Source organism: Crystallibacter degradans (assembly GCF_012952295.1).
Lineage (GTDB): Bacteria > Actinomycetota > Actinomycetes > Actinomycetales > Micrococcaceae > Crystallibacter > Crystallibacter degradans.
This window is the reverse complement of record NZ_JABBCH010000002.1, coordinates 325,620-349,200: the sequence shown is the minus strand read 5'-3', so window position 1 is coordinate 349,200 and position 23,581 is coordinate 325,620. Positions and strand designations below refer to the sequence as shown.

Here is a 23,581-nt window from a genome sequence, read left to right as displayed (position 1 = left end):
TTTCAAAGGAAAACAGATCTAGGAAACAAACCGGAAGAAGAGGAAAACAAATTGGCGAAAAACTTGATGCTCGCGGTCGCTCAAGTCGGCGGTATCGATAGTTCGGAATCAAGACCCGAAGTCGTCGCCCGCTTGATTGCCCTGCTGGAAGAAGCAGCTTCCCAGGGCGCGGAACTGGTGGTCTTTCCCGAACTCACGCTGACCACGTTCTTCCCGCGTACCTGGTTCGAAGAAGGCGACTTCGAGGAATACTTCGAGAAATCCATGCCCAATGACGACGTCGCGCCCCTTTTCGAACGCGCCAAAGACCTTGGCGTGGGCTTCTACCTCGGATACGCGGAACTGACCAGTGATGAGAAGCGGTACAACACATCAATTCTGGTGAACAAGCACGGCGACATCGTCGGCAAGTACCGCAAGATGCATCTGCCGGGCCACGCCGATAACCGGGAAGGACTACCCAACCAGCACCTTGAAAAGAAATACTTCCGCGAAGGAGATCTCGGATTCGGTGTCTTCGACTTCCACGGCGTGCAGGTCGGAATGTGTCTCTGCAACGACCGGCGATGGCCGGAGGTCTACCGCTCTTTGGCCCTGCAGGGAGCAGAGCTCGTCGTCCTGGGCTACAACACCCCCGATTTCGTTCCCGGCTGGCAGGAAGAGCCTCACGCGAAGATGTTCACGCACCTTCTTTCACTTCAGGCAGGGGCATACCAGAACTCGGTATTTGTGGCGGCTGCCGGCAAGTCGGGCTTCGAAGACGGGCACCACATGATCGGCGGATCAGCGGTCGCCGCGCCCAGCGGCGAAATCCTGGCAAAAGCAGCCGGCGAGGGCGATGAAGTCGTCGTTGTGAAAGCAGACATCGACATGGGCAAGCCCTATAAGGAAAGCGTCTTCGACTTCGCCGCCCATCGGCGCCCCGACGCATACGGCATCATCGCCGAAAGGAAAGGGCGGGGCGCCCCACTGCCCGTCCCGTTCAACGTGAATGACTAAGAGACAGAACGAACAGGAAAGACGGTAACCAAATGGATGCGAAACTCCTTGTTGGCGGCACTATTGTTTCCTCGACCGGCAAAATCCGAGCCGACGTGCTGATTGAAAACGGCAAAGTCGCCGCTGTCGGCATGCTGGACGCCGCGACGCCGGACACAGTTGAGCGGGTTGACTGCGACGGCAAATACGTCATGCCCGGCGGTATCGACGTTCACACCCACATCGACTCCCCCCTCATGGGGACCACCACCGCCGATGATTTTGTCAGCGGAACGATTGCAGCCGCTACCGGCGGAACAACGACCATCGTCGATTTCGGACAGCAGCTCGCCGGCAAGAACCTGCTGGAATCCGCAGACGCGCACCACAAAAAGGCGCAGGGGAAATCCGTCATTGATTACGGCTTCCATATGTGCGTGACGAACCTCTATGACAATTTCGATTCCCATATGGCAGAACTGACACAGGACGGAATCTCCAGTTTCAAGGTCTTCATGGCCTACCGCGGAAGCCTGATGATCAACGACGGCGAACTGTTCGACATCCTCAAGGGAGTCGGCTCCAGCGGTGCCAAACTATGCGTCCACGCAGAGAACGGCGACGTCATCGACAGGATCGCCGCCGACCTCTACGCCCAAGGAAAAACCGGGCCCGGGACCCACGAGATCGCACGCCCGCCGGAATCGGAAGTCGAAGCAGTCAGCCGGGCCATCAAGATCTCCCGGATGGCCGAGGTGCCGCTGTATTTCGTGCATCTTTCCACCCAGGGGGCCGTCGAGGAAGTAGCTGCCGCGCAGATGACAGGATGGCCAATCAGCGCCGAAACGTGCACCCACTACCTGTCGCTGAGCCGGGACATCTACGACCAGCCGGGATTCGAGCCGGCCAAAGCTGTCCTCACACCACCGCTGCGCACACAGGAACACCAGGACGCGTTGTGGAGAGGCATTAACACCGGTGCGCTCAGCGTCGTCAGTTCCGACCACTGCCCCTTCTGCTTTGAGGAAAAGCAGCGGATGGGGGCAGATGACTTCCGGCAGATCCCCAACGGCGGGCCCGGCGTGGAGCACCGAATGCTCGTGATGTACGAGACGGGTGTCGCGGAAGGAAAAATGACGATCGAGAAATTCGTCGAGGTGACTGCCGAGAACCCGGCCAAGCAATTCGATATGTACCCGAAAAAGGGAACAATTGCACCGGGCTCCGATGCAGACATCATCGTGGTCGACCCCAACGGAACAACCCTCATCAGTGCCGACACCCAAAAACAAAACATGGACTACACGCTGTTCGAAGGCTTCAAAATCCGTTGCTCCATCGACCAGGTGTTCTCGCGTGGCGACCTGATCAGCGTCAAAGGCGAATATGTCGGCACCCGCGGCCGCGGCGAATTCATCAAGCGGTAGACACCGCACTGCAGGTTTCGCAACCTCAACAATTATTTACCGGTCAATGGAGACCGCTCACTAAAGGAACGCTCAATGTCTGTTTCACAGCAAAAGGCCTCTCCGCTCTACAACAAGGAACTGTCCCCCGAGTCCGCCTCCGGGACATGGAAAACCATCAACCTGTTCAACTGGTGGATGTCTGCCTGGCACAGTCTGGGCGGCTACACCGTAGCCATCGGACTCTTCGCCCTGGGGCTGATGGGATGGCAGGTCGTTCTGGCCTTCTCCATCGGCATCATCATCCTGTACTTCGTCAACAACCTCAGCGGCGTCGCGGGTCAACGAGTCAAAGTGCCCTTCCCCGTCTTCGCCCGCGCCTCCTTCGGGGTGTACGGAGCAAACATCCCGGCACTGCTCAGGGCCGTGGTTGCCATCGCCTGGTACGGAATCCAAACCTACCTTGCTTCGGCAGTCGTCATGCTCCTTGCCATCAAAATAGTGCCAGGAGCCGCCGACCTTCAGGAGTTGAGCTTCCTGGGCCTTTCAGCACTTGGATGGATCTGCTTCCTCGGGCTCTCGCTCATCCAGCTCCTCGTGCTCTTGGGCGGTATGGAAGCAGTCCGCCGGCTCTCCGACTTCGCAGGACCAACCATCTGGATCGCAATGCTCGCCCTGGCCATCTGGGTGCTCTCCCGGGCCGAGTGGAGCATCGACTTCACCTATTCACTAACGGAGCTGGGAAGCGCCGGCGCCCAAACCATCAGCTTCGCCTCGGCGATCTTCATCATCGTGGCCTATTTCGCCGGACCGTCGCTGAACTTCGCCGACTTCACCCGCAATGCCCCTTCTGAAGCCTCCGTGAAGAAGGGAAACGCCCTCGGCCTCCTGATTAACGCCATCGCCTTCGGCATCATCTCAGTCGTGATTGCGCTTGCATCCGTGAAAGTCTACGGAGAGGCGATCCATGATCCCATCGCCCTGCTCGCAGACATCGACAGCATCACGCTGCTTCTCATCGCCATCATCGCCGTGAGTCTGGCCACCGCAGGCATCAACATCATTCTGAACTTCGTCTCCCCGGTCTATGACCTCATCAACGTATGGCCCAAGGCCTTTACCTTCCGCAGCGCCGGCGTGCTCGTCGCCGTACTGGCCATCGTCATCACACCCTGGAACCTGTTCGCGAACCCAGTCATCGTCAACCAGTTCGTCGGAGGCGTAGGCGCTCTCATGGGACCGCTCTTCGGCGTGATCATGACCGATTACTACCTGGTCAAGAAGTGCCACATTCGGACCGATGAACTCTTCAACGCCGAACCGACCGGCCTTTACTACTACACCAAGGGATACAATCCCAAGGCTGTTTGGTCCCTGCTAGTGGCAGGCCTTTTCACGATCGTCATGTCCATCATCCCGGCCTTCGCAAGCCTGGCGCCCCTGGCCTGGCCCGTAGGTGTGCTGGTCGGTGCCGGAATGTACTACTTCATTTCCCGCAGCGACATCGTGTCCGGTCCGGCCTACTCCAGCTCCAGCGAAACCGCACCAGCTGAAGACGTACAAACAGCCAATCAGGAACGGTAATCCCCTGCAGGGCAAGCGGCAGGTGCCGAAAACCAAACGGCTCGGCACCTGCCAAAGACCAAGACCTGTTAAAATCCGGCGAAAGACAGACGATGCGAATTCTTGTAATCAACCCCAACTCGAACAAAGCCATGACGCAGAACATCGACCGCATGGCCAAGAGCATGGCCGGCCCGGGAACAACAATCTCAACCATCTCCCCGCCGCTGGCCCCTGCCTCAATCGAAAGCCACGCAGAGGACATCGTCGCAGGCTATAGGCTCATAGAAGCGGCAACGACACACCCCGAGCCCTATGACGCCCTAATCATCGCCTGCTACTACGACCCGGCACTTGAGGCACTCCGGGAAGTCCTGGACGTTCCTGTTATAGGAATCGCAGAAGCCTCCGCCCATATGGCCAGCCTGGTCGCCCCGAAGTTTTCTGTCGTTACCGTACTTCGCCGCGGAGTCAACCACGTCGAAAACGTCATCCACGCAGCAGGACTGTCCTCACGATGCGCTTCAGTCCGCGGCGTTGATCTGGGTGTACTGGACATCGATGCCGACCTCGAACGGGCTGCAACGCTCATCGCGGCAGAGGCGCGAAAAGCAATCAGCGAAGACGGAGCCGAAGCCATCACCCTGGGCTGCGCGGGCATGGGCCCACTCGACAAGCGCTTGCAGGAGGAGTTGGGAGTCCCCGTTCTTGACGGAGTGGCATGCGCTGTCCCACTCGCTGAATCATGCGTCAAATACGGGATCACGACCAGCAAAATCAACAGCTACGACCGGCCTACCGACAAAAAATCACCAGGTCTGGACCCACTGCTGGAGGACATCTACATGCCCTCCACAGAACTAAAAGTGAACGCCTAAATACGGTCCACCACAGGAGACAACGAAAGTGAACGCCGAAAATTTTCTCTCAGATTTTCACCATGTCGCCACCATCGGCGCCACACCCAATCACGGAGTAGACCGACAGGCAGCCACACCTGACGACCGCCGCGCCAGGGATTGGTTTCGTACGTTCGCCACCGAGCGGGGGTGGGAATCCCGGGTAGACGCCGTCGGCAATCAATTCGCGCTCATAACATGGCGCAAGGACGCCAAGTACGTCGTCATCGGCTCCCACCTCGACAGCCAGCCGCTCGGCGGCCGCTTCGATGGAGCCTATGGCGTCCTCGCCGCGTTGCACGCCGCAGAACGGCTGACAAAAAGCGTGGACAACGGTTCAGAACTGCCGATGTTCAACCTGGCCGTCGTCAACTGGTTCAACGAAGAAGGCGGCCGGTTCGCCCCCTCCATCATGGGAAGCAGCGTCTACGCCGGAATCATGGACCGCGGGGAAATGCTGGAGGTACGGGACCTCGAGGGAACGACCGTCGCAGAAGCCCTCGGCAGCATCGGTTATCTAGGCAGTGACACCCCGCCGGAAGCAGCAAGCTATGCCGAAATCCACATCGAACAGGGCCGCATCCTGGAGCGGGAAGGCCTGCAAATCGGGGCGGTTGATTCTTCCTGGTATACCCAAAAACTCGATATCGAAATACTCGGTGAACAATCGCACACCGGTGCTACAGCCATGGCCGATCGACGCGACGCGCTCGTCACTGCCTCCAAGGTCATACTCATGGTGCACGACGTAGTGGACGATTTTGAGCCCGAGGCGATAGTTTCCTCGGTTGGCCGGATGACCTTGGAACCTAACTCCCCCATAGTTGTCCCGAGAAGAGTGCAGCTGGTAGCTGACCTTCGCTCCAATTCACCCGAGGTCGTGAAAGCCGCCCGGTCGTCCCTGCTCAAGCAGCTCAGCGACCTCTCGGACGAACACCAAGTAAAGATCAATGCCCGCGACTTCGATATCCGAGAGAACCAGTACTACCCGGAATCCGGTGTCGAACTTACCGAAAAACTGGCCGCGAACCTGGGGTTGGGCGTTCGTCGAATGCAAACCATGGCCGGTCACGATTCGGTCGCCCTGAACCGCATCGTTCCGTCAGTGATGGTGTTCATCCCGTCAGTCGATGGAGTTTCCCACTGCGAACGTGAATTTACAACGGATGAAGATATGACGGCCGGAGTCGATTTGCTGACAGAAGTCGCCAGGGAGCTCGTTCACGGAGCGCTCGTCACCGGCGATTAGGAGGTCACCGGGGGTATCCCGGTCGAGTATAAGCCCGGGCAAATGACCGTGAATAGGGTCATATTCGGTCGATTCCCTAGTGTGGATGCGACACTGGCGTGGCAGTTGGTTTTCCGAATGCCATGGGCCGGCCTGGCTATGCGCTGAGTTTGCACCGCGTTGAGGATAAGGATTAAATGCCGGTTGTTGAAGGAGTGAAGACAGAAAGTACGGTGCGGTTCGGACTCGCGTTCGTGGGCATCATGGTCATAGCGGCGAACCTGCGCGTAGCTTTTGTCAGCGTCGGTCCTCTGCTGACGGAGATCAGCAGCGACCGAGGCTGGTCCAACAGCACCGCAGGACTGTTGACCGGGCTGCCGCTTATCGCCTTTGCGCTCTTCTCTCCCGTCGCCCCGGGATTGGCAATTCGGCTGGGTCTGGACCGTGCACTGTGGATCTCTTTGCTGCTGCTCATGACCGGCATCCTCGCCAGGTCCGCCCCCGTGGAAGGAGCCATCTGGGTCGGAACCGCTCTTCTTGGGGCTGCGATCGCGTTCCTAAATGTCCTGCTGCCTTCCTTGGTCAAACGGGACGTCCCCGCCCGGGTCAGCCAAGTGACGGGAATCTACACCGCCGCCCAGGGCGCCGTCTCGGCTGGCGGCGCTGCGCTCGTCGTGCCCATTGCGCACGCGACGAACTCGGGCTGGAGGCTGGCACTGGGAATCTGGGCCGGTTTGGCGCTGATAGCCCTGGCCGCCTTGCTGCCCCGGATCCGCCGCCGCGCCTCCGGTGCAGGACCGGCTGCCGACGGCCCGGCCCCAACATACCGTTCACCGTGGAAATCCGCGTTGGGCTGGCAGATCACCGTCTTCATGGGCCTGCAGTCCATGGCTTTCTTTATCCTCATGGCCTGGCTGCCGAGCATTGAACAGGACCAGGGCATTTCACAGACTGCCTCGGGCATGCATATTTCGGTGTTCCTGTTCACGGGGACGCTGGCCAGCCTCGGCGCCGGTGCATTGCTGCATCGCTTCGCCGGTCAGCGGTCGCTGGCCCTGGTGACCAGCATGTTCGCCTTCAGCGCCTATGCCGGGCTGGCGTTGGCCCCGGAGCTGTCCTTGCTTTGGTGCGTAGTGGCTGCCCTTGGCTGCGGCAGTCTCATCGTCATCGCCTTGTCCCTGTTCAGCCTGCGCACGGCGCACCACACGCAGGCGGCGGCGCTTTCGGGCATGGCCCAATCCATCGGCTATGCCATCGCAGCAGCCGGTCCCGTTGCCTTCGGCGCCCTTCACGACCTCAGCGGAGGCTGGACACTTCCTCTGGTCGCGACCGCGGGATGCATGCTTGTCCTGTGCATCGCCGCGGTTCTATCTGCACGGAATAAGCTCATCGGCTAAGCGTCACATCCGATGAGCCTCCAGCCGAAGCCAACAGTCACAAGTGACAGCCTCGGGTGGGGCCGTCCTCCTAAACGATCGATTGTTGAGGCAATCGGGATGGCATGGATCAAGGCATGCAGACTCGTTGTCGACAATGTCGAACGAGAAACGGGCGGGCTCTGCACTCGGCTAGGGACCACCCACGCCAGTTCCCTTAGTACTGCAGGACCGAGAGAAGCGCAGCGACCGCGGCCCGGTGTCCCATTGCCAGCGTGGGTTCAGGGTCGGGTGCGAACTGTGGCGAGTGGTTGCCCGGCACGGGGCCCTGATTAATCCTTGCGGCTGCGATGCTGCCCAGTCGCCAGTACACAAGCGGGATCTGTAACGGTGCTGTGAGGTGTCCGACGTCTTCGCTGGCGGTGGCTGGACCGGTGATGGTGATGCGATCGTGCCCCAGTGCATCACCGAGGTGCCTTGCCGTGTCGGTCGCGTGGTACTGGTCGTTAATGGATTCCGGGAAGCGGTAGAGCTCGGTGATCTCGGGTTCCGAAGCACCGGAGATGTGGGCCTCTCCGGAGATCACGCGCCGCAGGGACGCTAGTACCCGTTCGCGGACTGTCGGGTCGAAAGTGCGCACGTTGACGGTGAACTCGGCCCGTCCGGCGATGATGTTCTCCTTGAGGCCGGCGTGGATGGTACCGACGCTGATGATGGCTGATTCCAGTGGAGGAACCTCGCGGGAGACGATCGACTGCATGCGGACCACCATGTGTGCCGCCAGGACGACCGCGTCGACGGATTGGTGTGGATGGGCCGCATGCCCTTGGACGCCGTGGACCTGTACCGACCAGGCGTCGGCCATGGAGAACGCAGAACCTGGAGAGAGCTGGATGGTTCCTGCCTCGGATGCGGTGACGTGCTGGGCAAAGAGGACGTCCGGGCGCGGGGCCCGGTCCCAGAGGCGGTCGTCAACCATCGCGGTGGCGCCCTGCGCGGTCTCCTCTCCGGGCTGGAAGATGAATACCGCTGTACCGCTCCAGGTATCGCGTCGGGTGGCGAGGCTTCGCGCGGCGGCCAAGGCCATGGCGGTGTGGGCGTCATGACCGCAGGCGTGCATGACCGGGACAGTCTCTCCTGCCTCATTGGTCGCCGTTGCTTGGCTGGAGTAGGGCAGTCCGGTGTCCTCCTGTACAGGCAGGGCGTCAATGTCTGCTCGGAAGGCCGCTACGGGGCCCTGCCCGTTTTGCAGGACGGCCACGACTCCGGTGCCACCACAGCGGAACGGCTCGAGACCTGCTTGGCGCAGTCGGTCTTCCACGAACGCGGCGGTGTGGTGTTCCTGCGTGGAGAGCTCGGGATAGCGGTGTAGCCATTCGTAGTCCAGGCGCAGCTGTGGATCTGCGGTCGGCTCCGTGGAGCCGACGGTTTCGGTAGGGAGATCCGGATGGGTGGTCATGAAGCTTGCGCATCCGTTGGGGTGGTGCGCTTACGCAGGAACCAGGCGAGGGCGACGGTGGAGAGCACTGCCAGCACCGTGCCGTACATCCCGAAGCCGGGGACCATGGGGCTGATCACGAAGACTACGGTGGCGGAGACGAGCACGGCGATCAGAGCGGTGCGTGGCTGCTTCAAGTGCATCAGTGCCTGGACATGGACGGCACCAAGCACGGCGGGCACGATGAAGGTTTTCATGACCTGCATGATGTCCGGGGGGAGGTTGCTTAGCAGCCAGGTGCCGAGCAAGCCGACGAAGATCAGCAGCGAGGCAATGTGGATGATCACGGCGCCGCTAATGGCCGATACCGCCGAGAGCTCGGCGCGGCGGGTCCCGGGTTTGGCGTCAATCGCGGTCTGAGCCGTCAGTGCTGCTGGGATGAGCTTGTTGGCGATATTGCCGATCATGAAGGCCTGGTACATCGAGGACTGGCCCAGGATTGGATAGTACGTGACCGGTTCAATCACCCAGAGGACGCCGAAGGTTGCGGCTACCGCCAGGAAAGCCACCAGGACTTGGCTGATCCCGACATCGAGCCCGGCGAAGAACACGATGTAGATCGGGCCGGCCAAGGACAGTGCTAGGCCCATCAGCATGGTGAGCCGGCCCCATCGGGAGGTGGTGCGGTCAAAAACGGCGAGGCCGTCCGCGGAGACCTTAGCGTCAGTGGGGATGGCATTAGTAGTCATGGGTGGCTCCTTCAGCTTGCAACGGTGATGAAGTACGCGACGGCCAGGCCGGCGACGATCGCAATGCCCTGCGACCATTCGGCGATCCACTTCTTGCCGGTGAATCGGGTGAGCCAGATGCACAGAGCCATTCCGGCGGCAGAGCCCAGGTAAGCGAAGATATGGGTGCTGGAGATGACGAACTGCTGGAACCCGAGGCAGAAGAAGGCGGCGAGCATAGCTGCAGCCGGAATGATGCTCAATAACTTGGGATTAGTGCGACTCAATGCAACATCGCCCTTCTTCAGCAGGGGCGTCAGGACCAGGGCGCCGATCAGCCACATCGCACCGCCCAGGCTGATCGCGGCGAAGGCGATGGCGAAGATTTCGGGAGTGTATCCCTCACCTCCGAAGGTGCCGCCGGCAGTGCCGGCGGCAATCGAGGCCGCTCCCACTTCGTACTTGGCTGAGCCGATCAACCCCACGCGCACCAAGACTCCCGGCGTGCCCAGAGTCGCGAGCATGGCGATGGCCACGACCACCACGGCCAAGGATGGGCCAATGGCGGAGATGGCGCCAGCGCGGACGGAAGTGGAAATGTCGCCGGTACTCATCTCCGCCGCGGGCGCTGCCTTGCGCACGGCGCGCATGTAGATTACGGTCTGCCCGATTATCACGGCGAAAACGCCGACCGCGACCAGCCAGAGGAAGGGCAGGTTGGCGTAGGCAAGCACGTCACCAGGGGTGGTCACTGCTTGCTGGGCGATGGGTGCGTAGGTCATCTGCTGTTCTCCAAATCAGGCGGGAACCGGTGGCGGCTTCTCCACGCGCCGGCCCGGGGGTGCTCTCAGTGGTTGTCGACGTTCGCCCCGGTGAGGGCGGGTTCTGCTCGGCGGGCGAAGCTGATGACGTCAAGGTCGTCAGGAATCAGTACGGACCCACCGAAGGTGTCCTGAGCCGCCTCGAAGGCGGTGGCCAACCCATCCCCGGGGACAAGGTGGTGCAGGGCCAGCGTCTGCACGCCGGCTTCCCGGGCAAGGGCGCCCGCCTGGGCCGGGGAGGTGTGGGACTTGCGGTGGTGTTCGAGAGTGGCCGCCCGGGTTGCTTCGTCGGCCTCAGCGTAGGCGTTGGCGGCCCAGTCAAAGTCGATCGCCTCATGCAGCAGCAGGTCGGTCCCGGTGGCCAGGGTGATGAGGTTCTGGCATGGGGCCGTGTCTCCGGAGATGGTCACGGATCCCTCTGCCGTGTCGAAACGGAAGGCAAAGGCTGGAGCCACCGGCGGGTGTTGCACCAGCGTGGCCGTGACGGTGACGAGCTCATCCCGATATACCTCGAACGGCGCCATCCCGGCCGGGCTCGGATTGGTGTTCGGGTCATAACCGATGCCCTCCGGCAGGGACACATCCTCGGTGGAGAAAACGGTGTACGGCGAGGGGCGCAAGGAGTCGAACATCCGGTCCGCGGTATCTGCCGAGTAAGCGCGGAGCAGGTGCTCGATCATCTTCGTGGTGCCGGCCGTCGGGGTGTCCGGGAAGAGCGCTAAGACGGCAGAGGCCGCGTTCGCGTTCGTGGGCGGCAACGCCCCACGGTCCCCCGGCCCGATGATGCGCACCGGCCTGCCTTGCCGGCGGTCGCTCGTCATCCACCCGAACAACAGCAGGGCCGGCAGGTCCACCGTGTGGTCCGAGTGCAAGTGGGTCAGGAATACCCCCCGCAAGCGGTCGAGGGCCAACCCGGCTCGAGCGTACTGGCTCCCGGCGCCGCGACCGCAGTCCACGAGATAGAGGGCATCACCGACGACGACCGCCGTTGCAATCCCCTGACGAGGGGCCTGGCCCGGGACGGCCGGCCACCACCGCGGTCCGCCAGCGGTACCGAGAGTGATGATGCGCGGATGCAGGTCAAGCAAGAGGAACTCCGAACGTGGCAGGGGCGGTCTCCACCCACTATGACCCACAACACGTACGATGGAAATGCAAAAGAATCTCACAACTAGTTTGGATAAGTCGATGAATAGGGACGTGACCTTACGCCAGCTCGAGTACTTCACGGCAGTGGTGCAGGAAGGCTCACTGGCCTTGGCCGCCGACAAGCTGTTCATCACGCCAGGGTCCATGTCCAGCGCGCTCAGTGCCCTCGAGCGGTCGCTCGGAGTCCAGCTCTTGGTGCGGCGGCGCGCTAAAGGTGTGACACTGACCGCGACTGGGAGTGAGCTGCTGGCCCACGCGCGGCAGGTCTTGTCGGCCGCTGAGTCAATGCAGTCCGCCGCCGGCGCTATCCGTGGCGAACTCTCCGGCCCCCTGCACCTGGGCTGCTTTGACACCCTCTCCCCGTGGCTCGTGCCGCCCACCCTGGAGTACTTCGCAGAGCATCATCCACAGGTAGAGGTAATCCTCCAGGAGTCATCCTCCGATGAACTTCAAAGACTGTTGGTGGGCGGCCGGCTCGACGCTGCTTTCATGTACCGCCTCCACACCACCGCCGCATTGGACAGCACCGCCGTTTCAGACGTCAGGCTCCAGCTCGTGCTGCCCGCAGGCCACCGGCTCGCCGGCCAGGATTCCGTGCATTTCGCTGAGATGGAAGACGACCCGGCGATCTTGCTCGCCCTCAAGCCCGCCCCAGACCTCGTCGTCGCCACGATCGAAGCGACAGGGTACCAGCCGAACATTCGGTGGCGATCGCGGAATGTCGAGACGATTCGGTCGGTCGTCGGATGTGGCTTGGCATACTCGATCATCATGGGGCGCCCGCGGGGTGATCGGTCATACCGAGGAGACCGACTCGTCTACAAGCGGATCGCCGACGAACTGCCCACCAACGCTGTACAACTGGTCTACGCGCCGGGAGCTCAGAACAATGCCAAGGTGCGGGCACTCCGCGCGTTCAGCACTGAACATTTGGTGCAGGACACCAAAGCCCACATGGACTCCTCGCTCGGTGGAGGGTTCCGAGGCTGACCAGTCCACTTAGTCATTCCTCCTAGTCGGTATCGGCATGAATCGACCAGAGACAACCATCGTGGAATGTGGTGCACCCGTGAGCAGGTCGACCAGCTTGTCGGCGGCGGTGAAGTCCATGCCGAATCTGCTCTGGGGCGACAACATACACGGGGGGGTGTCCCTATGTTCTTTGTCAAGCGGTTCGGCCGTTTTTCGTTGCTGCGTCGGGTCGGCGTTTTTGGGCAGGGGGTATCGGCCGGCGGCGGTTGCCTCCGGCTGACGTGCGGGTCTTTTTAGGCGGCCTGGGCTGCGGGGGCCTCGTAGAGTGTGCCGTCGCGCAGCATCGCGAAGATGACGTCGCAGTGGACGCACGCCATCCCCCGCGATCAAGGCTTATGGAAGCCTGGCATGTTCGCCAACCAGAACACAGCAGCAAAGTTGCGAAATCAATTCACCATCGCCCAGGTCTCCGAAGCATTCGGTCTAGACGACTAAATGGCGCGTCGTCGACGCTAGGATTCCCCAGCCGCGAACTCGTCCCGCATCCTTTGCCACCAAGGACAGCAAGTGAGTGGTCGCCAGGAAGCCGAAAAGCAAGTCGACGTCCGCAATCACCGCGGATCGGCAGAAAAATCGTGAGCTTCACCCCTTCAGTGGCGAGGTGCATTTTCAATGCCGATAACAGCGCAAGTGTCAGCTTGAAGCATTGATTAGAATCAGAGAATCGACCTATTCCTGATGGTCGATTGCACAGCCTGAACTCCAGTTAGGGCATACCCCAATGCTGCACCCAGCGCATCACCGAAGCTCTCACAGGGCAGCCAGAGGTGTCCTCTATCATCGGATGATGGACATCCTGACGGACGAGCAGCACCAGGTGCTGGCATTCATCGGAGCTTGCAACCGTAACTACTACAATCCGACAGGCCAGCAGGTCATGCTCTGGCGTGACAACCCCTCGCCTGCACAAGCTGTATACCGGACCGTACGCCGCCAGAGTGGGCTGTCAACCCCCGTCTTACCGCTTGACACATCTCTGTCTCGGATGATCGCTGCCACAATGGGCGGATCCTTTCGGCCACTGCAAGAGGCTTTGACAGCGAGCTTTATGCAGAACAGGAGACTCGCTGCCCAGCTCGGATCAATCACCGCCGGCATAATGACGGATCGAGAACTCGTAAAGCCGGCCGAGACCCTCCTTGAGCATCTTATCCGTCTGACGTGGCTTGAGGAAGTTCCCTCTCCCAGCGGCGGCGCTCCAGGTCTCCGGCTCACCGACCTCAGTCGAGCACTCCTCCGTGATGTAGAGACCGACGACGACGCCGACGAGGACGTCAGCGTCGTGCTCCTAGGCAAGGAAGACCCTCTCGCCTACCCCACTCTGGTTGGGCAGCTGGCCGCGGCTGGTCCCGGTCTCCTCGTTGACCCCTATTTGAAGCTCGCCGACGTTCATACCATCGTTGTCAGCACTCAGCTCACCCGGCTCCTCGTGTCAGGAAAGCGAAACAACCAGAGTGTTGTTTCATCAATGCAGGCGTACCTCGACAGCCCCAGTCTTGGGCGTCAAGTCGAGGTGAGGTCCTCTGCTGAGTTACATGACCGAGTTCTCCTCGCCGACGACGCGGATGTGCTAACCCTCGGCACGTCTCTTAATGGTGTTGGACGCACGACCACTGTCCTGACGCCGATTCCGTCGCCGGCGCGTGAGTCGCTGCGGGACGAGTACGAGCGGATATGGACGGAGGCCACTCTGGTGGGCCCACCGCCCCTCGAGGCCGAAGGCGAGAACAACGAGCAAGAGCCCGACGAGCCGCAAGACAACGTTCCCTAACCCCGTCAGCGCCCCCGTGCTCGATAACGGTGGCGGCGAGACCTCATCACAGATCTTGCAGCGCCTGCAGAATTTTCTGGTCTGAGCGTCTCCGCCGGCAATCTTGTCTCTTGATCTCATCGAGCACATCGCTACCGGTCTCTGTTTGACAAACTGGTAGCCATGGACCTCGGCGAATGGCAGACCACTGGCTAACCACGTTTCAGCCCAGGAAGGGTGAGGCATTGCTGGTAGACCTGCGCATGCCTGGACGGACGTCATTCCGCCGATAACAGCGCATGTGACGCGGTAGCCGGGAGGAGCGCTTCCCATCGGAATGTGACCCTCAGGAGTGTAAGGAGGAAAATCAGTCCGCGTGTTAAATGGCGATTGCGGCACAGGGGCGTGGCTGTGCCGCAATCGCAGGTTTGGGTCAGCGCAGCGGGTTGAAGCGGCGCATGACGGTGGGGGTGGTGTCGCCGGTGATGGAGGCGGCGAGCATTTTGCCTGTGAGCGGTCCGAGGGCGACGCCCCACATGCCGTGACCGCCGGCCACATGGACGCGGGAGGATTTGGTGGCGCCGATGAGCGGCAGGCCGTCGGTGGTGCAGGGTCGGGAGCCGACCCATTCCTCTTTGCGGTCTTGCCAGTCGATGCCCTTGAACATCGGCGTGGCCGCGTCGATGATGGCCTTGATCCGGCGGGGGTCCAGAGGTGCGTCGGCGTCGCGGAATTCCATCATGCCGGCCACGCGGAAGCGGTCTCCGAGCGGGGTGCAGGCCACGCGCTGGGCCGGGAAGTAGATGGGATGGGTTGGCATGACCTCGGGGACCACCGTGAAGCTGTAGCCGCGGCCGGCCTGGACCACGCGCTTGACGCCGAAGCGGCGGGCGAGCTTGCCCATCCACGCGCCGCTGGCGATGACCACGTTGTCTGCCTGGAGCAGGCGGCTGTCCGCGGCGATCACGCGGACGCCGGTGCCGTCGTCGCGGATGTCCACCACGTCGAAGCCGCTGACGATCTCGGCGCCGCGGGCCTTGACGGACTCGGCGAGGGACTCCATGAACTTGGGCGGGTTGATGAAGCGCTGGTCGCGGATCTGCACGCCCGCCCGGACGCCGGAGCCCAGCGTCGGTTCCAGGGCGCGGAGCTCGTCGCCGTCCACCAGGTTGTAGTCCACCGTGCCGCCGGCGCGTCGGACGGCGTCGAACTCGTGGACCAGGGCGTCGCGGTGCTTGTGCGAGACGAAGCCGGCCAGGAACGGGTCGGCGACCTTGGTGGGCTCGCGGACCGCGCCGTCGGCAGTGGCCGCGGCGGTCAGGGTGGTGGTGGTGCCGGCGCGGGTGGTGGTCCCGGTGGTTCCTGAGGCTGCGCTGCCCCCGGCGGTGCCGGCCGCCGTCGTCGTTGTTTGATGTGACGTGGTGAGGAGGTTGCCGCCTTCGGCGAGTTCGTCGTAGGCGTCCATGCCGATGCGGTTGACCTCGGTGAAGACTTCCATCGCCTCGCGCCACTTGCCCGGGGTGCAGTGGCGAGCGAAGCCGATCAGAAAGCGCAGCAGCTGCGGGTTGGCGGAGAGCGGGATGTAGAGCGGGGAGGACGGATCGAGCATGGCCTTGAGGCCGTAGCGCAGGACCGCCGGTTCGCTCAGCGGCAGGGTCAGCGCGGGGGTCAGCCAGCCGGCGTTGCCCCAGGAGGATCCGGCGGCGACGCCTTCCTTGTCGACGACGGTGACCTGCACGCCGCGTTCCTGCAGGTACCAGGCGGTGGAGAATCCCACCATGCCCGCGCCTACCACCACTACTTGCTCAGGCGCCTTCGAGTTGCCCATTGTGTTCTCCGATCAGTGCTTCAGTTGGTGCCAATCCTGTGTTGTGTGCGGCAGGCCGGTGCCACCCCCACGGGGCACCGGCCTGCCTGTCCTGCTAGGTGGAGCTGGTTCGAGCCGTTGGCTTCGAACCGTCTGCCCGGTTTAGACGTAGTCCTTGTACTTCTCAAGCATCCGGACCGGCTTCTTCAGGGCGTCGCGGCGGAACGGGTCGCCGAGTTCGCGGGTGCACATGACCTCGATGACCGTGGTGACGCCATCGTTCATTTGGGCGTTCAGGGCGTCCTTCAGCGCGGCGCCGACGTTCTCCAGCTGGTCCACCACGATGCCCTCGGCACCCATGGAGCGGGCCATCTCGGCGAAGCTTTCGCCGTCGTTATCCAGCTCGCCAGCGACGAAGCGGCGGTTGTAGAACTCCACCTGGTTCTTCTTCTCCGCGCCCCACTGACGGTTGCGGAAGACGATGGCGGTGACCGGGATGTTGTGCCGGACGGCGGTGAGGACCTCGCCCATGCTCATGGCCCAGGCGCCGTCGCCGGCATAGGCCACGGCGGGACGCTCGGGGGCGGCGGCCTTGGCACCGATGATGGTGGGCAGGGCGTAGCCGCAGTTGCCGAAGCTCATCGGGGCGAAGAAGCTGCGCGGCTTCTCGAAGCGCAGGTAGCTGTGCGCGACCGAGTTGATGTTGCCGATGTCCGTGGAGATCATGACGTCCTCCGGCATGGCCAGCTCCAGCTCGCGCAGGACCTGGCGCGGGTGCAGCCAGTTGCCCTCCTCGTGCTTGGCCTCCTCGATGACGTCCAGGCTGTACTCGTCCTGCTCGTGGGTCCAGGCGCTGAGTTCCTGCTCCCAGGCGTCCTTCTCCGCCTTGATCCGTGCGGCGCGCTCGGCCTTGGTGGCGTCGCTGGTCAGCGTGCGGTCGGCGAGGAGCTGGGTCAGTTCGGTGGCGACGGCCTTCGCGTCGCCGCAGATGCCGACGTCGATCTTCTTGACCAGGCCGAGCATGGTGTGGTCCGCGTCCACCTGGATGATCTTGGCGTTCTCGGGCCAGTAGGCCTGGCCGTACTGCGGCAGCGTGCCGAACGGGCCCAGCCGGGTGCCGAGGGCAATAACGACGTCGGCCTCCGAGATGAGCTTCATGCCCGCCTTGGATCCCTGGTAGCCCAGCGGACCGCACCACAGCGGATGGCTGGCGGGGAATGAATCGTTGTGCTGGTAGCTGTTGACCACCGGGGCGCCGAGGCGTTCGGCGAGCGCCTTGCACTCCTCCACGCCGTCAGCCATGACCACGCCGCCGCCGGAGACGATGACCGGGGCCTTGGCCGTGGCGATCAGTTCCGCCGCCGCCTCCAGGCTCTCCCTGCCGCCGGCGCCGCGGTCCACCCGGCGGGGCTTGGGGATCTCGGTGGTGATCTCGCCGTAGAAGTAGTCGCGCGGGATGTTCAGCTGGGTGGGCCCGTTCTCGCTCATGGCGCGGTCGAAGCAGCGGGCGGTGAACTCGGCCATGCGGGCGGGGTTGACCACGTGGCCCTGGTACTTGGTGAACTCCTGGAACATGGGCAGCTGGTTGGCCTCCTGGAAGCCGCCCAGGCCGATGCCGTTGGTGCCGGCCTCCGGGGTCACGATGACCACCGGGCTGTGCGCCCAGTAGGCGGCGGCGATGCCGGTCACGCAGTTGCTGATGCCGGGGCCGTTCTGGCCGATCACCACGCCGTGGCGGCCGCTGGCCCGGGCGTAGCCGTCAGCCATGTGCGCGGCGCCCTGCTCGTGGACCACGGGGACCAGCCGGATGCCGGCGGGGGCGAAGATGTCCATGGCGTCCATGAACGCCGAACCCATAATGCCGAAAATGTCCGTGACATCGTTGGAGACCATGGTCTCGACGAAGGCCTCCGACGGGGTCATCTTCTGGACGCCCTCGACGACCTCGCGGCCCGTGTTCTGTTCGCTCATAACAACTCTCCTTTGAATCGTGCCGCCGCGCTGGGCGATAAGAAGTTCCAAAAAATGGTTCGGATTGCTCCCGAAAACGGGACTGGAACCAACATATGCGGTGTGGCTCACATCGGTCAACACATATTCCGTTTTTTCTTCCCAGTGATACTATTTTTTGAAACAGCGGAACATTTTCTCGGCAAGGAGGCACCATGGAAGGCTTGACGGAGCCGGACCTCGGTCCGGTAGGCAGCGTCCAGGGCGAGACGCCGGCACTGCGGCTGTTCGCCCTGCTGGAGTTCATCACCACGCGTGACCAGCTCTTCACCCTGCAGTCCCTGGTGGACCAGACCGGGATCCCGAAGCCGACGCTGCACCGGATGCTGCAGCAACTGGAGGGGGCGGACCTGCTGATGCGCCAGAGCGACGGCAAGCACTACGGCACCGGCGCCCGAATGCGGCGGATGGCCGAGGACGTGCTGCTCAACGACACCCGGCACGGCTCCCGGCACGCGGTGCTGAAGAGCCTGGTGGACGAGATCGGTGAAAGCTGCAACATCACCTCGCTCTCCGGCAACGAGGTGATCTACCTGGACCGGGTGGAAACCACGGAGCCGCTGCGCATCCACCTGGGCCCGGGGTCCCGCGTGCCGGTGCACTGCTCGGCCAGCGGCAAGATGATCCTCTCCCAGTTCGGTCCCGCCCAGCGCGAGCGCGTGATCGCGATGCAGCCGCTGAAGGTCTTCACCCGGCATACGCAGACCAATCCGGCGCTGCTGGAGGAGGAGCTGCGGCAGATCCGGCTGGACGGCTACGCGCTGGACCGCGAGGAATTCCTCGACGGGCTGGTCTGCATCGCCGTCCTCGTGCCCAATGCCACCACCCGCTCCAACATGTGCGTGGCGGTGCAGGCGCCCATTGTCCGGATGTCCTCGGATGACCTGGTCGGCCTGCTCCCCTCGCTGCGCGCCGCGGCGGAAACCCTGGGCCGGATCGAAGAACAGCAAATGTCGGATGGGCCCTCCCTCGCCCTCTCACTGGCAGGAGGATGAGCATGGAGTACCGCCCCGGCCTGATGGTCTCGGCCCGCGACGCTTTCGGCATCGACAGCGGCCTGATGGTGCCGATGTTCCCCGAGCCGAACGAGCACGTGCCGGAGATCGATCCGGCCTACCGCTTCAACCATGACGTGACGCTGGCGCTGCTGGCCGGCTTCGCGCACAACCGCCGGGTGCTGCTCCAGGGGCTGCACGGTACCGGCAAGTCCACGCATATCGAACAGGTGGCCGCGCGGTTGAACTGGCCGTGCATCCGGGTGAACCTGGACGGCCACATCAGCCGGCTGGACCTGGTAGGCAAGGACACCGTGGTGATCGAGGACGGCCGGCAGGTCACCCGCTTTCAGGAGGGCGTGGTGCCGTGGGCCTTGCAACAGCCCATGGCCCTGATCTTCGATGAGTACGACGCCGGCCGGCCGGACGTCATGTTCGTCATCCAGCGACTGCTCGAACGCGACGGCTCCTTCACGCTGACGGACCAGAACCGCGTGCTGCGCCCGCACCCCGGCTTCCGGCTCTTCGCCACCTCCAACACGGTGGGCCTGGGCAACCTGAACGGGATGTACCACGGGGTGCAGCGGCTCAACCACGCGCAGATGGACCGCTGGAACATCGTGGCGTCGCTGAACTACCTGCCCGCTGCGGAGGAGATCGCCATTGTCCAGTCCCGGGTTCCTTCCCTGGCGGACGGTCCCGGCACGGCGCTGGTGGCTTCGATGGTGGAGGTGGCCAATCTGACCCGGCAGGGCTTCCTGGCCGGCGACGTGTCCACGCTGATGTCCCCGCGGACCGTGATCAGCTGGGCCGAGAACGTGGCGGTCTTCCGCGACCCCGCGCTGGCGTTCCGGCTCTCCTTCGTCAACAAGTGCGACGAGTCGGAGCGCACCGTCGTGGCCGAGTACTTCCAGCGCTGCTTCGACGCCGAACTCGAGGAATCCTTCGAGCTCGCCCCCGCGTACGCCTGACCCGATGGTGACGACGGATCGCACGGTGACGGCAGATACCGCCGCCCGGCGCCGGCAGCAGCAGATCCGGCAGCTCTGCGCGGCCAGCATCCGCGCGCTGGCCGGGGACCAGGCCTTGGACTTCCGCGGCGACCACCTCTACCGCGGCCGCACGGTGCTCCCGCTGAACGCGCCGCACCTCTACCCGGACCATTCGTCCGACGGCTTCGGTTCCTTCCGCGGCGCGGCGGACGGGATGGCGCTGCGGCTGCTGCACTCCGACGCTTCGCTCCACGCCCGGCTCCGGCCTGCCGGCCAGACGGCCCGGCTGGTGTTCGAGCTGCTGGAACAGTTCCGGACGGAGTCCCTCGCGGACCAGCCCGGAGTGGTAAGCAACATGCGCTTGCGCCACGAGGCCTGGTCCACGCAGTTCCACCGCTCCGGCCTGACCGAGACGTCCCTCGGCCTGCTGCTCTACACGGTGGCCCAGGTCTGCCGGTCCCGCGTGACCGGCGAGCCGGTGGTCGCCGAGACCGAGGACCTGATCGAGCAGACCCGCGGCAGGCTGTCGGCCCTGCTCGGCGGGGACCTGGCCCTGCTGCGGCGGACGCGGACCCGCCAGGCGGACTACGCCGAGCCGGCGCTGGCGATCGCCGTCGTTATTGAATCCCTGGCCGATGCCGCGCAGGCGGACAACGACGGCGGCGCCGAACGGTCCGCTCGCAAGGCCCGCGAGCAGTTCAGCCTGCTGGTGGACGCGGAGGAGGACGCGTGGCTGCCGGAGACCGCGGCCTCGGGGGCCAGCCCCACATTGGCGGACGACGGCGGGGCCTACCGCGCCTTCACCACCGCCTATGATCGGGTCCTGCAAGCTGCCTCGCTGGTGCGGCCCGAGCTGCTGCACGACTACCGGCGCCGGCTGGACAGGCGAATCGCGGACAGCGGCGTGAACGTGGCCCTGCTGGCGCGGCGGCTCGAGCCGCTGCTGTGCGTGCCGGTGACCTCGGGCTGGAACAGCGGGCAGGAAGAAGGAATGATCGACGGCGCCCGGCTCAGCCAGCTGGTCTGCTCCCCCGCCGAACGCCGCCTCTTCCAGACCGAGCGGCACGAGGCGAGGCCCGCCACCGTGGTCAGCTTCCTCATCGACTGTTCCGGCTCCATGAAGCAGCACGGCGAGGGCATCGCGGCCTACGTGGACGTTTTCCTGCGCGCGCTGGAGCGGATCGGGGTGGCCAGCGAGGTCTTGGGCTTCACCACCGAGGCGTGGAACGGGGGCAAGGCCGCGCGCGATTGGAAGCGTGCCCGCTCCCCGCGCCGCCCGGGCCGGCTCAACGAGGTCAACCACCTCATCTTCAAGGACGCGGACACCAACTGGCGCAAGGCCCGGCCCGGCATCGCTGCGCTGCTGAAGACCACGCTCTACCGCGAAGGGATCGACGGCGAGGCGGTCCAATGGGCCGCGCGCCGGCTGGCCGACCGGACGGAACAGCGCCGGATCCTGATTGTCCTCTCCGACGGCAGCCCGGCCGACGGCGCCACCGCGCTGGCCAACGACGAGCATTACCTGCAGCAGCACCTCGCCACCGTGGTGCGCGAACTGGAGGACTCGGGTGCGGTCAACGTCTTCGGCGTCGGCCTCGGACTGGACATGAGCCCCTACTTCTCCCGCTCGCTGATTCTCGACACCGAGCGGCTGGGCCAGTCCGAAGGCGTGCGCGAACTGACCGGCCTGCTGGAGCGGTCGCTCCCGCCGCTGCATTAGCGATCTGCCGCTTAGTGCCGTGGGGTACCTTCCGATGCATCGCCCACATCATGAGGCAGCACCGACACGCGCCCCGATCTCCTCCAGCTAGCCACGGCGTACTGCGCACGGCGCCCATATCGAAGAGCTCGATGGAGGGGCTGTAAACGGTCAACAACCTGGATGGAGCGAAACGTATATATCCTTTTACCAAGGACCTACTAAAAATGCTTCATGAAAGCTACGCAGCTCTACAACAAGTGATTGGATTTGGGGATCTATGTCATCAGAAGCGCCGAACGGTATATGGAAAACAGTGCAAATGGTGGTTACCGTGAAAGCGTATCCGGCCATGAGCAACAAGTATGGTGAATCTGTTTGCGTTGCTGGAGTTCGAACAGACACCGAGACACCTGAATTTATTAGACTATTTCCAGTTGGCTATCGTGACCTTCCTTCATCCTCACAGTTCAAGAAATACCAGCACGTCTCTCTGCGCGCGAAGAAAGGATCGACAGATCGCCGTCCGGAGAGCTGGCAACCAGATCTAGGATCGCTCGTACTTGGCGACACCATAGACACATCGCGGAAGTGGCGTGAGCGGTGGGAGCTGCTTAGGGATTTGGCTGGCGAGGGGACGACCTGCGAAATCAGGAGTAGAGCTGCGGCTGTCGGCCAGAACTCCAAATCCCTTGCGCTAATCAAACCAGCGGACATCTCCGGTGTATCCATATCCGAAAACCCAGATTTTGACGAACGCACAGCGGCTGCGGCCCAAGCCTCGGCCGCGCCAGATTTGTTCGAAACAGAGAAGGAAGTTCTTAAGGCAGCGCCTTATAAACTCCGATATGATTACCGCTGCCAACACCGCTCCTGCAAAGGGCACTCACAGTCACTCATTGATTGGGAAGTCGGCGTAGCTGGTCTAAAATGGCGCGATGGAAAGGCAGGTGACGTCCGGAGCCAGCTCGAAAGAAAATTCTACGAAGAGATGTGCTCCAGGGAAAAGGACGTTCACTTTTTCATCGGGAATCAACATCAAAACCCGGGCAGCTTTATGGTGCTCGGAGTTTTCTGGCCGCCAGTTGGCTCAAGACCAGAGGACTCACTGTTCTAGGCCACTGCTCGTTCCCGCATGCTTTGTTTAACAGCATCGAGAACGAACCGTCGATGGCAGCCTAGCTCCGAGGCTTCAAAGCATAGAACGGCCACGCGCTCTTGGGTGGCCAAGTCCGCCAACTCGCGAAGCGCTTCCTGTGCCTGGCCTGTTTGCAGGAGTTCTTTGTACCGCGCATGTGCGGCATTATCGGCGCCGCCAGGCGAGGCAAAGCCGTCCCTGTTGTCTTTCGGATTGCCAAGGGCAGGCAAATGAAGATAGCTGATCCCTGCTTGTGCGAGCCCTTCTTTCAATGCTCGCTTCGAGAAGCCTTTTTTCCTGGAAATGGCATTGAGCCGTACATCGACCAGCGTGTTTACACCCCATCCAACTAGTCCATTCAGGAATGACTCCATGTCGCTGCCTTCGTAGCCAACGCCGATGATCCCGCTTCTCTCATTCCACATCGTTTCATTGTTCCATGCCGGCAGCACTTGCCTTACCTGCTTCTTCTCGGCCAGATACAGCAAGGCTTTACGAAAGCACGGTCGCTGCGGCACGATGCTGCTGTTTGCCCGCGCGGCAGGCTCGGCCTCCGAACCGGCCAGGCGTCT

At 62.9% G+C, this 23,581-nt stretch carries 19 protein-coding genes; 12 read left to right on the top strand and 7 right to left on the bottom strand.

Annotated features, from left to right (window positions below; translation table 11 throughout):
- The first annotated feature begins 51 nt into the window (after nt 1-51).
- From HGO92_RS05355 to HGO92_RS05330, 6 genes are all read left to right on the top strand, one after another.
- Nucleotides 52-999, top strand: a complete 948-nt coding sequence (locus tag HGO92_RS05355) for an N-carbamoyl-D-amino-acid hydrolase (RefSeq protein WP_205834189.1) — start codon at nt 52-54, stop codon at nt 997-999.
- A gap of 32 nt (nt 1,000-1,031) precedes the next feature.
- Nucleotides 1,032-2,405, top strand: coding sequence for a dihydropyrimidinase (gene hydA / locus HGO92_RS05350; RefSeq protein WP_169992590.1), 1,374 nt, complete (start codon nt 1,032-1,034; stop codon nt 2,403-2,405).
- A 75-nt stretch (nt 2,406-2,480) separates the two neighbouring features.
- Nucleotides 2,481-3,968 (top strand): NCS1 family nucleobase:cation symporter-1, encoded by a 1,488-nt coding sequence (locus tag HGO92_RS05345; protein WP_169992587.1) that lies wholly within the window; start codon nt 2,481-2,483, stop codon nt 3,966-3,968.
- A gap of 92 nt (nt 3,969-4,060) precedes the next feature.
- Nucleotides 4,061-4,825 (top strand): aspartate/glutamate racemase family protein, encoded by a 765-nt coding sequence (locus HGO92_RS05340; protein WP_169992585.1) that lies wholly within the window; start codon nt 4,061-4,063, stop codon nt 4,823-4,825.
- 28 nt (nt 4,826-4,853) lie between these two features.
- The gene (locus HGO92_RS05335; protein ID WP_169992583.1) at nt 4,854-6,095 is read left to right on the top strand and encodes an allantoate amidohydrolase; all 1,242 of its coding nucleotides are present in this window, start codon (nt 4,854-4,856) and stop codon (nt 6,093-6,095) included.
- Between the two features lie 176 nt (nt 6,096-6,271).
- A complete protein-coding gene (locus HGO92_RS05330; protein WP_169992581.1) occupies nt 6,272-7,471 on the top strand; it encodes an MFS transporter in 1,200 nt (399 codons plus the stop codon).
- Nucleotides 7,472-7,667: 196 nt separating this feature from the next.
- Here HGO92_RS05330 and HGO92_RS05325 read toward each other — a convergent pair whose 3' ends face one another.
- The 4 genes from HGO92_RS05325 to HGO92_RS05310 all read right to left on the bottom strand — a co-directional run bounded on the left by HGO92_RS05325 (nt 7,668) and on the right by HGO92_RS05310 (nt 11,525).
- A complete protein-coding gene (locus tag HGO92_RS05325) occupies nt 7,668-8,909 on the bottom strand; it encodes an amidohydrolase (RefSeq protein WP_169992579.1) in 1,242 nt (413 codons plus the stop codon).
- A complete protein-coding gene (locus tag HGO92_RS05320; RefSeq protein ID WP_169992577.1) occupies nt 8,906-9,637 on the bottom strand; it encodes a hypothetical protein in 732 nt (243 codons plus the stop codon). Before HGO92_RS05320 ends, HGO92_RS05325 begins: the two co-directional genes overlap by 4 nt.
- Nucleotides 9,638-9,648: 11 nt before the next feature.
- Nucleotides 9,649-10,398: a DUF5058 family protein gene (locus HGO92_RS05315; protein ID WP_169992575.1), complete on the bottom strand. Its 750-nt coding sequence runs from the start codon at nt 10,396-10,398 to the stop codon at nt 9,649-9,651.
- A 65-nt stretch (nt 10,399-10,463) separates the two neighbouring features.
- Complete coding sequence (locus HGO92_RS05310; protein WP_240974420.1) at nt 10,464-11,525, bottom strand: MBL fold metallo-hydrolase; 1,062 nt, start codon at nt 11,523-11,525, stop codon at nt 10,464-10,466.
- A 112-nt stretch (nt 11,526-11,637) separates the two neighbouring features.
- Between HGO92_RS05310 and HGO92_RS05305 the strand changes: the two genes are divergently transcribed.
- Together HGO92_RS05305 and HGO92_RS05300 are read left to right on the top strand one after the other, a co-directional pair.
- Complete coding sequence (locus HGO92_RS05305; protein WP_169992573.1) at nt 11,638-12,576, top strand: LysR substrate-binding domain-containing protein; 939 nt, start codon at nt 11,638-11,640, stop codon at nt 12,574-12,576.
- Nucleotides 12,577-13,405: 829 nt separating this feature from the next.
- Nucleotides 13,406-14,389: a hypothetical protein gene (locus tag HGO92_RS05300; RefSeq protein ID WP_205834188.1), complete on the top strand. Its 984-nt coding sequence runs from the start codon at nt 13,406-13,408 to the stop codon at nt 14,387-14,389.
- 412 nt (nt 14,390-14,801) lie between these two features.
- Here HGO92_RS05300 and HGO92_RS05295 read toward each other — a convergent pair whose 3' ends face one another.
- Nucleotides 14,802-16,196: an NAD(P)/FAD-dependent oxidoreductase gene (locus tag HGO92_RS05295; RefSeq protein ID WP_169992569.1), complete on the bottom strand. Its 1,395-nt coding sequence runs from the start codon at nt 16,194-16,196 to the stop codon at nt 14,802-14,804.
- A 141-nt stretch (nt 16,197-16,337) separates the two neighbouring features.
- Nucleotides 16,338-18,146, bottom strand: coding sequence for a sulfoacetaldehyde acetyltransferase (gene xsc / locus HGO92_RS05290; RefSeq protein WP_169992567.1), 1,809 nt, complete (start codon nt 18,144-18,146; stop codon nt 16,338-16,340).
- A gap of 194 nt (nt 18,147-18,340) precedes the next feature.
- Here xsc and HGO92_RS05285 point away from each other — a divergent pair, with 194 nt between their 5' ends.
- From HGO92_RS05285 to HGO92_RS05270, 4 genes are all read left to right on the top strand, one after another.
- Nucleotides 18,341-19,180, top strand: coding sequence for an IclR family transcriptional regulator (locus tag HGO92_RS05285; protein ID WP_169992565.1), 840 nt, complete (start codon nt 18,341-18,343; stop codon nt 19,178-19,180).
- Between the two features lie 2 nt (nt 19,181-19,182).
- On the top strand, nt 19,183-20,151 hold the full coding sequence (locus HGO92_RS05280) for an AAA family ATPase (protein WP_205834187.1): 969 nt from the start codon (nt 19,183-19,185) through the stop codon (nt 20,149-20,151).
- 4 nt (nt 20,152-20,155) lie between these two features.
- Nucleotides 20,156-21,892, top strand: a complete 1,737-nt coding sequence (locus HGO92_RS05275) for a cobaltochelatase CobT-related protein (RefSeq protein WP_169992561.1) — start codon at nt 20,156-20,158, stop codon at nt 21,890-21,892.
- A gap of 259 nt (nt 21,893-22,151) precedes the next feature.
- Nucleotides 22,152-22,988 (top strand): DUF8757 domain-containing protein, encoded by an 837-nt coding sequence (locus HGO92_RS05270; protein WP_502305983.1) that lies wholly within the window; start codon nt 22,152-22,154, stop codon nt 22,986-22,988.
- Here HGO92_RS05270 and HGO92_RS05265 read toward each other — a convergent pair.
- Nucleotides 22,985-23,497, bottom strand: coding sequence for a DUF488 domain-containing protein (locus tag HGO92_RS05265; RefSeq protein WP_240974418.1), 513 nt, complete (start codon nt 23,495-23,497; stop codon nt 22,985-22,987). The genes HGO92_RS05270 and HGO92_RS05265 overlap by 4 nt on opposite strands.
- Between the last annotated feature and the right edge of the window lie 84 nt (nt 23,498-23,581).

What these genes read in the sequence shown, in the direction of transcription:
- hydA (WP_169992590.1), top strand. Translation starts at nt 1,032, where the DNA reads ATGGATGCGAAACTCCTTGTTGGCGGCACTATTGTTTCCTCGACCGGC.
- HGO92_RS05345 (WP_169992587.1), top strand. Translation starts at nt 2,481, where the DNA reads ATGTCTGTTTCACAGCAAAAGGCCTCTCCGCTCTACAACAAGGAACTG.
- HGO92_RS05340 (WP_169992585.1), top strand. Translation starts at nt 4,061, where the DNA reads ATGCGAATTCTTGTAATCAACCCCAACTCGAACAAAGCCATGACGCAG.
- HGO92_RS05330 (WP_169992581.1), top strand. Translation starts at nt 6,272, where the DNA reads ATGCCGGTTGTTGAAGGAGTGAAGACAGAAAGTACGGTGCGGTTCGGA.
- HGO92_RS05325 (WP_169992579.1), bottom strand. Translation starts at nt 8,909, where the DNA reads ATGACCACCCATCCGGATCTCCCTACCGAAACCGTCGGCTCCACGGAG.
- HGO92_RS05320 (WP_169992577.1), bottom strand. Translation starts at nt 9,637, where the DNA reads ATGACTACTAATGCCATCCCCACTGACGCTAAGGTCTCCGCGGACGGC.
- HGO92_RS05315 (WP_169992575.1), bottom strand. Translation starts at nt 10,398, where the DNA reads ATGACCTACGCACCCATCGCCCAGCAAGCAGTGACCACCCCTGGTGAC.
- HGO92_RS05300 (WP_205834188.1), top strand. Translation starts at nt 13,406, where the DNA reads ATGGACATCCTGACGGACGAGCAGCACCAGGTGCTGGCATTCATCGGA.
- HGO92_RS05295 (WP_169992569.1), bottom strand. Translation starts at nt 16,196, where the DNA reads ATGGGCAACTCGAAGGCGCCTGAGCAAGTAGTGGTGGTAGGCGCGGGC.
- xsc (WP_169992567.1), bottom strand. Translation starts at nt 18,146, where the DNA reads ATGAGCGAACAGAACACGGGCCGCGAGGTCGTCGAGGGCGTCCAGAAG.
- HGO92_RS05285 (WP_169992565.1), top strand. Translation starts at nt 18,341, where the DNA reads ATGGAAGGCTTGACGGAGCCGGACCTCGGTCCGGTAGGCAGCGTCCAG.
- HGO92_RS05280 (WP_205834187.1), top strand. Translation starts at nt 19,183, where the DNA reads ATGGAGTACCGCCCCGGCCTGATGGTCTCGGCCCGCGACGCTTTCGGC.
- HGO92_RS05275 (WP_169992561.1), top strand. Translation starts at nt 20,156, where the DNA reads ATGGTGACGACGGATCGCACGGTGACGGCAGATACCGCCGCCCGGCGC.
- HGO92_RS05270 (WP_502305983.1), top strand. Translation starts at nt 22,152, where the DNA reads ATGTCATCAGAAGCGCCGAACGGTATATGGAAAACAGTGCAAATGGTG.